This window comes from Acinetobacter sp. ANC 3832, assembly GCF_002135415.1.
Taxonomy (GTDB): domain Bacteria; phylum Pseudomonadota; class Gammaproteobacteria; order Pseudomonadales; family Moraxellaceae; genus Acinetobacter.
The window spans coordinates 155,459-168,581 of record NZ_NEGJ01000008.1 but is presented as its reverse complement, the minus strand read 5'-3'; the positions used below and the strand labels follow the sequence as shown (position 1 = coordinate 168,581).

13 protein-coding genes are annotated in these 13,123 nt (G+C 35.4%); 10 read left to right on the top strand and 3 right to left on the bottom strand.

Going from position 1 to position 13,123, the window contains the following annotated elements:
• The first annotated feature begins 1 nt into the window (after position 1).
• From B9T35_RS12335 to B9T35_RS12290, 10 genes are all read left to right on the top strand, one after another.
• Positions 2 to 787 carry a glutathione S-transferase N-terminal domain-containing protein gene (locus tag B9T35_RS12335; protein WP_086191404.1) on the top strand — a complete coding sequence of 262 codons (786 nt, stop codon included), beginning with the start codon at positions 2 to 4 and terminating at the stop codon, positions 785 to 787.
• A gap of 79 nt (positions 788 to 866) precedes the next feature.
• Positions 867 to 1,061 carry a hypothetical protein gene (locus B9T35_RS12330; RefSeq protein WP_086191403.1) on the top strand — a complete coding sequence of 65 codons (195 nt, stop codon included), beginning with the start codon at positions 867 to 869 and terminating at the stop codon, positions 1,059 to 1,061.
• Complete coding sequence (locus tag B9T35_RS12325; protein ID WP_086191402.1) at positions 1,062 to 1,358, top strand: DUF6678 family protein; 297 nt, start codon at positions 1,062 to 1,064, stop codon at positions 1,356 to 1,358. It begins immediately after the preceding gene.
• A gap of 182 nt (positions 1,359 to 1,540) precedes the next feature.
• A complete protein-coding gene (locus tag B9T35_RS12320) occupies positions 1,541 to 2,479 on the top strand; it encodes a Dyp-type peroxidase (protein WP_086191401.1) in 939 nt (312 codons plus the stop codon).
• 205 nt (positions 2,480 to 2,684) lie between these two features.
• Positions 2,685 to 3,038: a hypothetical protein gene (locus B9T35_RS12315; RefSeq protein WP_086191400.1), complete on the top strand. Its 354-nt coding sequence runs from the start codon at positions 2,685 to 2,687 to the stop codon at positions 3,036 to 3,038.
• On the top strand, positions 3,039 to 3,548 hold the full coding sequence (locus B9T35_RS12310) for a hypothetical protein (protein ID WP_086191399.1): 510 nt from the start codon (positions 3,039 to 3,041) through the stop codon (positions 3,546 to 3,548).
• A 121-nt stretch (positions 3,549 to 3,669) separates the two neighbouring features.
• A complete protein-coding gene (locus B9T35_RS12305) occupies positions 3,670 to 4,431 on the top strand; it encodes a hypothetical protein (protein WP_086191398.1) in 762 nt (253 codons plus the stop codon).
• Positions 4,432 to 4,523: 92 nt separating this feature from the next.
• Entirely contained in the window at positions 4,524 to 7,982 is a 3,459-nt protein-coding gene (gene mfd / locus B9T35_RS12300) for a transcription-repair coupling factor (RefSeq protein ID WP_086191397.1), read from the top strand.
• 236 nt (positions 7,983 to 8,218) lie between these two features.
• Complete coding sequence (locus B9T35_RS12295; protein WP_086191396.1) at positions 8,219 to 8,653, top strand: HIT domain-containing protein; 435 nt, start codon at positions 8,219 to 8,221, stop codon at positions 8,651 to 8,653.
• Positions 8,654 to 8,708: 55 nt separating this feature from the next.
• On the top strand, positions 8,709 to 10,160 hold the full coding sequence (locus B9T35_RS12290; RefSeq protein WP_086191449.1) for an adenylate/guanylate cyclase domain-containing protein: 1,452 nt from the start codon (positions 8,709 to 8,711) through the stop codon (positions 10,158 to 10,160).
• Positions 10,161 to 10,276: 116 nt separating this feature from the next.
• Here the strand turns inward: B9T35_RS12290 and fdx are convergent, their stop codons facing one another.
• From fdx to hscB, 3 genes are read right to left on the bottom strand one after another with little or no spacing between them, the layout of a single operon-like run.
• Positions 10,277 to 10,615 carry an ISC system 2Fe-2S type ferredoxin gene (gene fdx, locus B9T35_RS12285; protein ID WP_086191395.1) on the bottom strand — a complete coding sequence of 113 codons (339 nt, stop codon included), beginning with the start codon at positions 10,613 to 10,615 and terminating at the stop codon, positions 10,277 to 10,279.
• Positions 10,616 to 10,631: 16 nt separating this feature from the next.
• The gene (gene hscA, locus B9T35_RS12280) at positions 10,632 to 12,491 is read right to left on the bottom strand and encodes a Fe-S protein assembly chaperone HscA (RefSeq protein WP_086191394.1); all 1,860 of its coding nucleotides are present in this window, start codon (positions 12,489 to 12,491) and stop codon (positions 10,632 to 10,634) included.
• Positions 12,492 to 12,528: 37 nt separating this feature from the next.
• Positions 12,529 to 13,044 (bottom strand): Fe-S protein assembly co-chaperone HscB, encoded by a 516-nt coding sequence (gene hscB / locus B9T35_RS12275; protein ID WP_086191393.1) that lies wholly within the window; start codon positions 13,042 to 13,044, stop codon positions 12,529 to 12,531.
• Positions 13,045 to 13,123: the final 79 nt, after the last annotated feature.

Genomic DNA, 13,123 nt, shown 5'->3' with positions numbered 1-13,123 from the left:
AATGGTGCATCATCAAATTAAAGTCGTTCAGGCATTGGCTTCAACCATTGCTGGAGGTGGACGTGGAGCAACAGGTACAGCTTTTCCAAATCAACCTGAAAAGTTATTAAAACTGTATGAATTTGAAGGTTCGCCATTTTGTCGCCGTGTACGTGAAGTACTGACTTTATTAAATTTGGATTATGAAGTGTTTCCTTGTCCAAAAGGTGGGAAAAAATACCGTAAAATTGTGAAAGACACAGGCGGTAAGTTACGCTTTCCATTTTTAGTGGATGATAATACGGGTGTTTCTATGTATCAGTCTCAAGATATCATCAACTATTTATTTCAGCATTATGGTAAAAGTGGCAAGACGCCAAAAAAATATGCACATTACCCAAAATATCCAGTTGTAGCATTAGCAGGTACATTATTGAATGGCGCACGTGGTGTATGGGTTGATAAAAAAATTATTAATCGTGAAGCGCCTGAACAAGCTCTAGAGTTATGGAGTTTTGAAGCGAGTCCATATTCTCGTATTGTGCGTGGTGTATTAACTGAACTTGAATTGCCTTTTATTTTGCATAATGTGCCTAAAGAGCGCTGGCAAGATCAAGGTCCTGCTGTTTTGCGCCTAAAACCTGGTAAATATGTACCTTTGCAAGGTGGGAAGCGTGAAAAAATTGTAGAGGTGATGGGGCGTGCAAAAAATGATATTCAAGTTCCTTATTTAATCGATCCAAATACAGGCGTTGAGTTATTTGAATCAGAAGCCATTGTGAAATATTTGCAAAAACAATACGGCTAATACTTTTTTCAATAAAATGGTTCAATTGAAAAAGCATCGTTAAGGGTGCTTTTTATTTGTAAAAATATTAGGGGGATGGATGAACTTACAGGAAAGTTATGATTTATATAAACAAAGAATAAAGGCTAATCGAAATTATATAGATTTTAGATTAAAAATAAATCGAATTATAAAAGAGAGGAATTTAATTCCTTTAATGAATGATGCAAAATGGCTTCAATTACAACACTCAATCACTCAGCTCAATTTTCCACCTGCTTATTTTGCAGTCTGATTGATAGATCAATCACTTACGCATGAGTCTATAAAAAATAACGAAGCAACTTTTGAAAAAAGCACCCCTTGGTATTTTGGGGGCTGGAGTCCATATTATCAGCAAGGCATGCCTTATTTTATTAATATTGAATATATGAAAGTGAAACCCTTACTTCGAAAGCATCAAGGACAGTTGGTTGCTGATTTAATTTTAGATGAATGTAATGCTTTTAGGGCATTATTGCTTGATCTGAATATTGCTTTTGAGGAAGATCAGCAATGTTTTAAAATTATGGGCTATGATTTAATTCGTTAAGCATATAGACCATTAGTACCTCCTTTTTTTACTCTTAAAGAAAAATAAAAGGCATTATGTAATAAATCAGTTAGGTACTCGGTATTAAAATAAGTGATCTATAATTTTTTCGCTTTTTTACAATCAGCCACTTGCTAACATGCTAAATTATCTCAATTAACAACAAATAAAGGCATTGATATATGACTCATACTAGAATCCAGCCTGTACTTAATCGACCAGGTGAAAATGCCTTATTTATCGTTTTAGGATTGAATCAGGAAGATTCGATTACAGACACTATTATCGATTTTTCAGCAAATTTTTCAGCCTTAACTCGAAGTTTGACCAATCGTTTTCCAGATGCTCAATTTAGTGCAACGATGGGTTTTAGTTCTCATGCTTGGGATCAACTCTTTCCGAATCAGAGTAAACCGCAGGAATTGGAAACATTTAAAGAGATAAAGGGACCTAAATATACAGCAGTGTCTACTGCTGGAGATTTATTTTTTCATATAAGAGCAGATCGTCAGGCTTTGTGTTATGAGCTGGGGAGTATTATTCAAGAACAGTTGAAAGATGTGACTCATTCCATTGATGAAGTACATGGCTTTCGATATTTTGATGGGCGTGCAATTATTGGTTTTGTCGATGGGACAGAAAATCCCGAACCTGAAATTGCTGCAGAATATGCTTTGGTTGGCGAAGAGGATTTAAGTTTTAAAGGCGGAAGTTATGCTTTTATTCAAAAATATACCCATGATATGGATAAATGGCGCGCATTAAGTGATGAAGAACAAGAAAAAGTGATTGGGCGTAAAAAGTTTAATGATGTTGAGTTGGGTGATGATGTAAAGCCAAACACTGCACATAATGTTGTGAGTAAAGCGCATGATGAGAATGGTAATGAACTCAAAATTATGCGTGCCAATATGCCTTTCTCTAATCCTTCAAAAAATGAATATGGTACTTTATTTATTGGTTATGCACGAAAATTTAGTGTGACACGACAAATGTTAGAACATATGTTTCAAGGGGATGCTGAAGGGAATTTAGACCGCCTTTTAGATTTTAGTACAGCACAAACAGGAACATTATTTTTTGTCCCAACTGTCGATTTTCTTGATGGTTTAGGCGAGTGATTCTGATTAATGATTTAAGTCGTAGAGCGAATCTTTAAAATTGGATTTCTTATATAAACCTTAACAACTTTTTTTAAATGCGAAGTTAAATGGCTTTATATAAGAAATCTATCGTTGTATATGTCTTGAGCTTATTTGAAATCGATTTAATTTTTTATTCTAATTTTGCTATCATCCACAGAGTAAATTATTTGGAATAACACTGATGTTGAATAAGCTCGCAGATTTTTTTAAAGGCAATAAAGAAAGTGCTGAGCAGATGTATCTGCGAGAAAACAATATTCAATTTGATACGGAACAGGGCTATATCGTAGATGGTATTGTGGTTAATTCATTGTCAGAACGATTAGAGTATTTTTCTAATCGTAAGTTAAACAATTTTGATGATTTAAAAGCGTTATTTTATAAAGCTATTTTAATGAATGAAAAGATTGATTTGGAAATTGGATCAAGTCGTTATGTTGCGAGATTGGGAAATACAGAAGAAAATTTACAACAATTGAAGCAAATTATTCAAAAACTTAATGATTATTATAAAAAGTTTAAAAGAGATAAATAAATGGCTTATGCTAAAAACTGGGCGGAAATCGCTGAAAGAGCAAAAGGCTTTATTGATTTTTTACAAGGAGATAATTACTTTTCTAAGCCTTATAAAACAGATAATGACCAATTAATAATAACGGATAGAACAGTTGCTTTGAATTATTTGCTTGAGGATAACGAAGATCAGTTTAGTAGCTGGGAGAATTTATTTAGTACACAATTTCCAGAGAATTTTAGTTTCGAATTAAGTTTAAGAATTCATTACAATTTATCTAAAACGAATTACTATGGTTTTTTTAAGAAAAATTTAAATGGTCTACTTGAAAGATTGGAAATGAATGATGGGATTTGTGTTGCAGAAGAAATGATGGAAATTCATTTTGATAAAATTTTTAATTGTTATGCAAATGATGACTTCCCTCCAATTTGGCAAGAAATTTTACAGGTTTATTATGAAGGTGGTTTGCCATGCGGTTGGAGTGGTATTTATCCTGAAGGTAAAATGGTGGTGTTTAGTAACTTTTAATTAAAAGAGCAATTATGAATAAAATACAATTAAAGTACTCTTATTGAAAATAATGTAAATTCAAGATCTTAATTCCCGATGTGTAGAATTTAAAAGAGAAGATAAGATAAGGAATAAATGTATGGGAACTCATGTGGGTGGATTGATATTGCCATTTCAGGGTAATGAATTACAGGCAGTCGCATTAATTGAAGAATTAGAAGGGAAACCTTTATACAAAAGAGAGCAATGGACATCGGATTTTAATACAGGAAGTGAAGAGGATTTTAGCTTTTATTTAGTAAATGGTTATTTGATATTACATCATGCCGGTTATGTTCATAGCATGTTTTATACACCTGAAATTTGGCAGGAAAAATTTAATCAGATAGGTTTAATGGATCGGATAATTGTTTTTTTACGAGTAGATAGTGCAAATACTGCGGGCTATGCAATCTATGAAAATGCTCAACAAATTCGTTGTTTTGAACAAGCTGATGATGAAAGTTACCAATCAGGAGTAATGCTATCATTTGAACAGCAATGGTTAAATGCACCTGCATTTTATATACATGAATTTGAAGATGAAAATGGTGAGTTGCAGACCAGAAATATTTCTGAATCGGAGTTTAATGAAGATGAAATGGAAGGGTGGGAAGAATATTATAAATGTCGTTATATAGAGGATTATGAAAATTCAGTACATGAATTTGGACTGGCAAGTGTCATACTCAATGAACTTTTATTTGAATTATTTCAGACGAAATATACTTTGGATGATGCTTGTCCTGATGAATTTTTATACAGAACATTGCTTGAACCTAGACAAAAAGAACAAACACGCTCTAAACAAGATTCTAAAAAAAGTTTATGGACAAAATTGACTGATTTATTTAAAAAGTAATTTTATTTAACCAGTAATTCAAACATTGCCTAAATTAGAAAAAATTGCATGCTAAAATATCGCCCATGTCTTTTAGACCCAAAGCGATCTCTATGTTCCAAAAAGAAATTTCTGAACTCAATTTAAAACAACTCAAAGTAGGCGAAAAAAGATGGATCGGCTCAATGCTCGGTTCGTCCGCATCTTTATTATTTAAAGAAATATCAGAAAAGTCAGATCAATTATTTGTATTGGTTGCACGTAATAACCAACACTTGGGGCAATTAGAAAGTGAACTTGAATTTTATGGGGTAAAACCGACGATTTTTCCTGATTGGGAAATATTGCCTTATGATCGTTTATCTCCACATCAAGACATTGTTTCAGAAAGATTATCTATTCTATCTAATATGCCAAAGAAAGGTATATTACTGATTTCAGCCATTACTTTGGCACAACGTGTTGCACCAACCTCATGGGTTTTGGGTGAGCATTTTGATATTAAAGTTGGACAAAAATTTGATTTAGAACAACAAAAATTAAAACTGATTCAAGCAGGTTATCATTTGGTTGATACAGTTTATGATCATGGTGAATTTGCCGTTCGTGGCAGTATCATGGATATTTACGCATCAGGACAAAATTCGCCAATCCGTATCGATTTATTTGATGATGAAATTGATAGCCTGAAATTTTTTGACCCTGAAACGCAAAGAACTACAACAAAACTAGATCGTTTCACAGTTTTACCTGCAAAAGAATTTCCATTGAAAGAAGCTAGGTCTACATTTAGAGATCGTTATGCAGAGAGCTTTCCCACAGCAAATCCAAAGAAAAATCCGATTTATCAAGATGTTTTGGAGGGTATTGCATCTCCAGGATTAGAATTTTACTTTCCACTCTTCTTTAGTAAAGAAGCAATGCAAAATCAAAGTAGCATTACTTCGTACTTACCTAGTAATGCTGTTATCATTACAGATAATTATTTAGATGAAGGTTTAGCAAACTTTTGGAAGGATGTGATGCGTCGTTATGAAGATCGGCGTCATAATATTGATCAACCTTTACTTGCACCTGAAGCATTATTTTTACAATCCAATCAAATTTTTGAATCTTTAAATAATTTTGCAAGAATTATTGCATCGACAGAAGAAATTATTGAAAAAGCAGGTGTGATTAATTTACAGGTTGAGCAGCCGCCGAAACTTCCTGTAGATCCTAAACAAGACAAACCTTTTTCAGCTGTAAAAAAATACATCGATTCAGCGAATCATCCTGTGTTATTGGTTGCTGAAAGTGCGGGTCGTCGAGAAACCCTGAAAGATGCTTTACGACTCAGTCTAGGTGATATTCCTGTTGTTGAGAATTTTGCGGAATTTAAAAAAACGCAGTATTCCATTGCAATCACCAATGCACCACTAGATCGTGGTTTGGTCGTTGTTGGACAACTTTCGGTTATTTCTGAAAATCAACTTTATGAACATCGTGTTGTTCAGCGTCGCCGTAAGCGTCAACAAGATGTTTCAGAAGAATTTCTCATTCGTAGTTTGACTGAATTGAGTATTGGCGCACCTGTAGTGCATATTGATTATGGTGTTGGTCGTTATGCAGGATTGGTCACCTTAAATATTGATGATCAAGACTATGAGTTTTTACAATTAAATTATGCAGATGATGCCAAAGTCTATGTGCCTGTAACCAATCTACATCTGATTAGCCGTTATAGCGGTGGTGATCCAGATTTAGCACCTTTGCATAAACTTGGTACAGATGCGTGGAGTAAGGCTAAGCGTAAAGCTTTAGAGCAAATTCATGATGTTGCGGCGGAATTATTGCATCTTCAAGCGCGCCGTCAAGCAAAACCGGGTATTAGTTTTGATGTTGAACAAAGTGCTTATATGCAATTTTCAAGCGGTTTTGCTTATGAAGAAACCCTTGATCAAGCCAATGCCATTGAAGCTGTTTTACATGATATGCAACTGGCAAAACCTATGGATCGGTTGGTCTGTGGTGATGTTGGTTTTGGTAAAACTGAAGTGGCAATGCGAGCAGCTTTTGTTGCTGTACAAAATAATAAACAAGTCGCGGTACTTGTACCCACAACACTCTTAGCACAACAGCATTTTGAATCGTTTAAAGATCGATTTGCAGATTGGCCCATCCGAATTGAAGTATTATCTCGCTTTGGGACAAATAAAGCGCATACCAAGACCATTGAAGATTTAGCGGATGGCAAAGTAGATATCGTGATTGGTACACATAAAATTTTGCAAGAAAGTATCCAATTTAAAAATCTAGGTTTAATGATTGTTGATGAAGAACATCGCTTTGGGGTACGTGACAAAGAGCGTATTAAAGCGATGCGTGCTGATGTGGATATGTTGACATTAACAGCCACGCCAATTCCAAGAACGCTAAATATGGCATTTTCAGGAATGCGAGATCTATCTATTATTGCCACACCACCTGCACGTCGTTTAGCGGTTAAAACCTTTGTATTAGATCAAACCAATGAAACGATGAAAGAAGCGATTCTGCGTGAGTTATTACGTGGTGGTCAGGTTTATGTTCTGCATAATGAGGTTGATAGCATTGAACGTGCCGCAGAGAATATTCGTGATTTAGTGCCAGAAGCACGTGTCGCTGTTGCACATGGTCAAATGCGCGAGCGTGAACTCGAACAAGTGATGCAACAGTTCTATCATAAAGAATATAACGTATTGGTGTGTTCAACCATTATTGAAACAGGGATTGATGTTCCAAATGCCAATACGATTATTATTGAACGTGCAGATAAATTGGGCTTAGCGCAATTGCATCAATTGCGTGGGCGTGTTGGGCGTTCACATCACCAAGCTTATGCCTATTTAATGGTGCCTTCAATTAAGGGTTTAAAAGGTGATGCTGAAAAGCGTTTAGATGCCATTCAACGTGCTTCGAATTTAGGTGCGGGCTTTATTCTGGCAACAGAAGATCTTGAGATTCGTGGTGCAGGTGAATTATTGGGTGAACAGCAAAGTGGTTCAATGCAAGCTATTGGTTATAGTTTGTATATGGAAATGTTAGAGAAGGCGACCAAAGCGATCCAACAAGGAAAAACGCCAAACTTTGATTCACCTTTATTGTTAACTGCAGAAATTAATCTACATATGCCAGCTCTGATTCCTGATGATTATCTAGGAGATGTGCATCAACGCTTACTGTTCTATAAGCGTATTAGCAATACAGATACCCAAGAGAAGCTTGATAATATTCGAATGGAGTTGATCGATCGTTTTGGTGTGCCACCACAATCGGTTAAACAACTGTTTCATGTGCATCAAATTCGAATTAAAGCAGAACAATTAGGTATTACGAAAGTTGATATTGGTGCAAATGGTGGGTATGTTGAATTCTCTCCAGATACGCCCGTACAAGCAATGAGTATTATTCAATTAATGCAAAAGCATCCTACTTATTATCGTATGGAAGGTGGGCAACGATTGAAAGTCATGGTGATGCTAGATGAGTATGAAAAGCGTATTCAGTTTATTTTAGATTTGCTCAATAAATTATTGAATGAGTTGAATTAATATTAGGCTAAAGTTCTATAAATGGCTAAAATTGCACGGTTAAATGCGTGATTTTGGCTTTTTAAATAGGCAAATAAAAGGCTTGAAATATTTATGAGAATCTTTATTGGGTTTATGTGATCGCTTTCGGGTCAAACTGTATTTATTTGTACTAAAACACAATACTAATAATATTCAGGCTAAAACTGATGTGGTAGTATTAGCCATCCTTCTAATTTTGCGTCATTTATAAAGATATGTTTAGTTTGCATCCACAACTTGCTCAAGATACTTTTTTTGTCGGCGACTTTCCGCTTTCAACATGTCGTTTAATGAATGATATGCAATTTCCATGGCTTATTTTAATTCCGCGTGTACCTGGAATTACAGAGCTATATGAGTTGAGTCAGGCAGATCAAGAACAATTTTTACGTGAATCTAGTTGGTTATCTAGCCAGTTAGCACGTGTATTCCGTGCAGATAAAATGAATGTTGCAGCACTTGGAAACGTTGTTCCTCAGTTGCATTTTCATCATGTTGTACGTTATCAAAATGATGTTGCTTGGCCTAAACCAGTTTGGGGTACGCAAGCTGTTCCATATAATAGCGATGTTTTGGCTCATATGCGTCAAACGTTAATGTTGGCTTTACGTGGACAAGGTGATATGCCATTCGATTGGCGTATGGACTAAGAAAAAATTGCACAAGGATGTTGTGCTGTAATTAGAAATTGGAGTGAATGAGTTAGTGCCACTAGATCGTATGCTTGATAAAGATCCAAGGCAATTTGAAGTATTCCAACGCTTAATGGGATACATGATCGTTGCTTTGATAGTGGTTGTATATTACTTCACTTCACCTATTGCACATTATCAAATTTATTTTCCTTTTGTTTTACTGTTTATTTTTTTGATCACGCCTAAGTTATCGCGCTGGATTCAATATAAATTTGACAATCAAGTTCGTAAAAAAGTTTATTTTATTATAGATGTTGTTGTTGTCGCATCAGCACTGGCAGCAGTGCATTTAAGTTTAGTTGTGACATTTGTCCTATTATTTGGCCTGATCTACACTGCAATTAATAATAAAGTTTCATTTATGATGGGTTCACTTGCGAGCCTGATTGCAATACTCGTTTTTTATATCAATATTATTTTTATCTTTGGTTTTGAAGATTATTTTCAGCAAACTAGTGTTGAACTTTCTGTTTTATCCTTTTTAAGTATTATGATTTTTATCAATATCGGTAATTATTACCAAAATAGACGTGCCAAGCTTATTGGTGTTCAGAAAGATAATTATTTTAAAGAAATGAATCGTTATATTGAACTCTCAAACCAATTGAGCCGTTATGCACCTTTGCAGCTTTGGCAGTCTATTATGCGAGGCGAGTCAGAAGCAAAATTAGAATATAAACGTAAGAAAATTTCGATTTTTTTCTCAGATATTCAAGGTTTTACTGAGCTATCAGAAACATTAATTCCAGATGACTTAGCTTTCTTACTGAATGATTATTTAAGTCATATGACTGAAATTGCCAAGCAATATGGTGCAACCATAGATAAATTTATGGGTGATGCAATTTTAATCTTTTTTGGCGATCCTGATTCTCAAGGCGTTGAGCAAGATGCAAAAAATTGTGTAGATATGGCAATTGCGATGCGTCAGCAGATGAAATTTCTGCGTGAACGTTGGATTAAAATAGGTTACGCACCTTTGCATATCCGTATGGGGATTAGTACGGGATATTGTCACGTTGGTAATTATGGGGCTGTACACCGTATGGCCTATACCATTGTTGGGCGTGATGCGAATTTAGCAGCGCGTTTACAGGGTGCGGCAGAAATAGATGAAATTTTAATTTCAGATGAAACGTATAAGCTCATTAGAAATGATTATTTATGTGCGCCTAAGACACCAGTTGAATTAAAAGGAATTCAAGGTCTTGTGAAAACATGGCAGGTGATGGAGCGCTATGAACAAGATCGTAATGAGCATCAACAGTGGTTTGATTATGAATATAAAGGTTTTCATTTGGTATTGAATTTGGAAGAAGTTCAGAATTATGAGTATCCAGAATTGGTTGATGTCTTGGAAAAAATGATTGAACGGATTCAATTACAGCAACAACTGACCAATGCTCAAGGTATAGCAAGATTGAATTTGGAAGATGAGATTAAATCACCGTATTCAATTTAATAAATCATGATCTTAAAATAAATATTTGAGTAAAGCTTAATCTGTCTCTAAATTAAGTGCAAAAAATAAAACCACTCATTTGAGTGGTTTTATTTTATCTGAGAAAGCTAAAATAATTAGTGATTTTCTGAAGCATGGTTGATGGTGTATTTAGGAATTTCAATTTCTAAATCTTCATCAGTGATTTGAACTTGGCAAGAAAGACGTGAATCTGGCTCTAGTCCCCATGCGCGATCCAGTAAATCTGCTTCTACATCATCCATTTCATCAAGGTTATCAAAACCTTTACGAACAACAATATGGCAAGTGGTACATGCTTTAGACATATCACAAGCATGTTCTATTTTGACACCATTATCCAGCAAACTTTGGCACAAGTTGGCATTTGGCTCAACTTCAAACTCAGCACCATTTGGGCAAATCACGGCATGAGGTAAAACTTTAATACGTGGCATAATCTGTACCTATAAATTAGTTTGAGTTTGACCAATCGTCAAGTTTTGTGCCTTTTAATGCATGATCAATATGTTGATTCATACGTGCGGCAGCAAAGGCATCACTATGAACTTTCAGTTGTTCTACAGCAGCTTCAATCGCCGTAATGTCCGTTGTTTCCAATTGCTGTTCAAGTTTGATTTTTGCTTGATTCAATTGATTCAATTGATCATCGGACAAAAGTGCAAAATCAACTTTTAAAGCTTGTACTAAAGCTTCAAGTTCACGTTGCGCTTCAACTTTGGTTTCCTGTAAGTGACGAAGATTTTTATCTTCTTCAGCAAACTTATAACCATCAATTAGTAAGCGTTGCATATCATCATCAGACAAGCCATAAGAAGGCTTAATATCAATAAATGCATTGACACCAGACGTTGTTTCTTTGGCTGCAACACTGAGTAAGCCATCTGCATCAACTTGGAAAGTCACTTCAATTCGTGCTTGACCAGCAGTCATAGGTGGAATGCCATGTAAGACAAAGCGACCTAAACTACGGCAATGTTCAACTAAATCACGTTCACCTTGCACAATATGAATCAACATGGCTGTTTGGCCATCTTGATAGGTGGTGAATTCTTGGCGACGTGCAACAGGAATGGCTGTATTACGAGAGATTAAGCGTTCAACCAAACCACCCATAGTTTCTAAACCAAGTGAAAGTGGGGTAACATCAAGCAATAAAGAACCATCTTGGCTGTTCCCAATCAATTGATTCGCAGTAATTGCAGCACCAATTGCAACAACTTCATCTGGATTAATTGTACATAGTGGTTCTTGTTTGAAAACTTCACGAACTACATTTTGAACAGCATAAGAACGTGTAGAACCACCAACTAAAACAACATTTTGAATGTCATCTAGATCAAGTTTCGCATCACGTAAAACACGTTTACAGACACTGATGGTTTTATCTAAAGCCACTTTAATGATATCTTCAAATGTTGTTCGATCTAATGTTAAAACCAGATCTAAAACTTTTAAATCAACTGTATTTTTATCACTTAAAGCTTCTTTAGCCTTACGCGCAGAAACAATAAAGTGTGCATATTCTGCATCATCTAATGTTTCAATTTTGAGTTGTTTTTTTGCCCATTTCACGATTAAGCGATCTAAGTCATCGCCACCGAGTGCTGTGTGACCACCCGTAGCTAGAACCTCAAAAACGCCTTGTGAGAAACGTAAAACTGAAACATCAAATGTACCGCCACCTAAGTCATAAATCACATAGTTGTTATCAGTGGCTAGGTTGGTTTCTTGATCTAAACCATAAGCAACGGCAGCTGCTGTAGGTTCATTTAATAAACGTAAAACATTCAGACCAGCCAATTGGGCTGCATCACGTGTCGCTTGACGTTGAGCTTCATCAAAATAAGCAGGAACAGTAATGACTGCACCATTAATCGGATTTTTTAAACTTGTTTCAGCACGTTCTTTTAATTGGATTAAAATTTCAGCAGAAATTTCAACAGGTGTTTTACGCCCTTGGTTGGTTTCAAAAGCAGGCATCTGATTATCTTCACCGACCAAAGTGTACGGGTGTTGAAATTTAATGTCCGCTTTTGAGCGACCCATGAAACGCTTTACAGAAACCAGTGTATTTTTAGGATCTGTAGTAATGAAGGGCTTAGCCGCATCACCATATTCTGTGGTATTTTTTGAATAATGAACAATAGAAGGAAGTAATACACGACCATGCTCATCATTCAGAACTTTGGCTTGACCAGAAAGCACCGTGGCAACTAAAGAGTGGGTTGTACCTAAGTCTATGCCAATTGCAATACGGTGTTCATGTGGCGCACTTGATTGTCCAGGTTCTGCAATTTGCAAGAGTGCCATGTGTTAAATCCCTTGAAAATAAGTCAAAAAAGTAAAATTAATAGTCATCATCTAAATCAAAATCTTCATCATCAAGCATGTGATCTTCTGCTTTATTGATGTCATTCATAACTTTTTGGAAAAAGCGTAATTTACGAACAGTGTCGCGTGCTTCAGCCCAGTCTTCATCTACGTAATCAATTTTAAACTCACGAACTAAACCTTCAATCCACTGATTTACTTCATTTTTCAATGATTGTAATTGCTCAGTATCCGTTGCTTCATCAAGTTGTTCACGAATTTCTAATGCAGATTGTAAAAACTCAAAATCACTGATCGATTGATCTAAATGGTGGTCTTGCTTTTTGAGTGCAAGTAAATAGGCTGCACGACTGTCAACGTTCGATAAAGTTTTGAATGCTTGATTGATTTCGCTTGATTTAATCAAGGCTTGATCTTTGTCTTCAGCTTTATCAGGATGATATTGTTGCTGCAAATTTAAAAAATGAGTCTTTAAGTTTGCTAAATCAATATCGAGTGCTACAGGGAGATTGAACAACTCAAAATGATTCATTGGAAATACTCATCCGCGATTTTAAAGAGAATAAATGTGATTAAAACAGTGCATAACACTGTTTTAAGGGAAAAAGAAA

Bases quoted from the DNA above. Each gene is read 5' to 3' on its own strand.
- B9T35_RS12310 (WP_086191399.1), top strand. From the start codon at position 3,039: ATGGCTTATGCTAAAAACTGGGCGGAAATCGCTGAAAGAGCAAAAGGC.
- mfd (WP_086191397.1), top strand. From the start codon at position 4,524: ATGTTCCAAAAAGAAATTTCTGAACTCAATTTAAAACAACTCAAAGTA.
- hscA (WP_086191394.1), bottom strand. From the start codon at position 12,491: ATGGCACTCTTGCAAATTGCAGAACCTGGACAATCAAGTGCGCCACAT.
- B9T35_RS12320 (WP_086191401.1), top strand. From the start codon at position 1,541: ATGACTCATACTAGAATCCAGCCTGTACTTAATCGACCAGGTGAAAAT.
- fdx (WP_086191395.1), bottom strand. From the start codon at position 10,615: ATGCCACGTATTAAAGTTTTACCTCATGCCGTGATTTGCCCAAATGGT.
- B9T35_RS12330 (WP_086191403.1), top strand. From the start codon at position 867: ATGAACTTACAGGAAAGTTATGATTTATATAAACAAAGAATAAAGGCT.
- hscB (WP_086191393.1), bottom strand. From the start codon at position 13,044: ATGAATCATTTTGAGTTGTTCAATCTCCCTGTAGCACTCGATATTGAT.
- B9T35_RS12315 (WP_086191400.1), top strand. From the start codon at position 2,685: ATGTTGAATAAGCTCGCAGATTTTTTTAAAGGCAATAAAGAAAGTGCT.
- B9T35_RS12335 (WP_086191404.1), top strand. From the start codon at position 2: ATGGTGCATCATCAAATTAAAGTCGTTCAGGCATTGGCTTCAACCATT.
- B9T35_RS12305 (WP_086191398.1), top strand. From the start codon at position 3,670: ATGGGAACTCATGTGGGTGGATTGATATTGCCATTTCAGGGTAATGAA.
- B9T35_RS12295 (WP_086191396.1), top strand. From the start codon at position 8,219: ATGTTTAGTTTGCATCCACAACTTGCTCAAGATACTTTTTTTGTCGGC.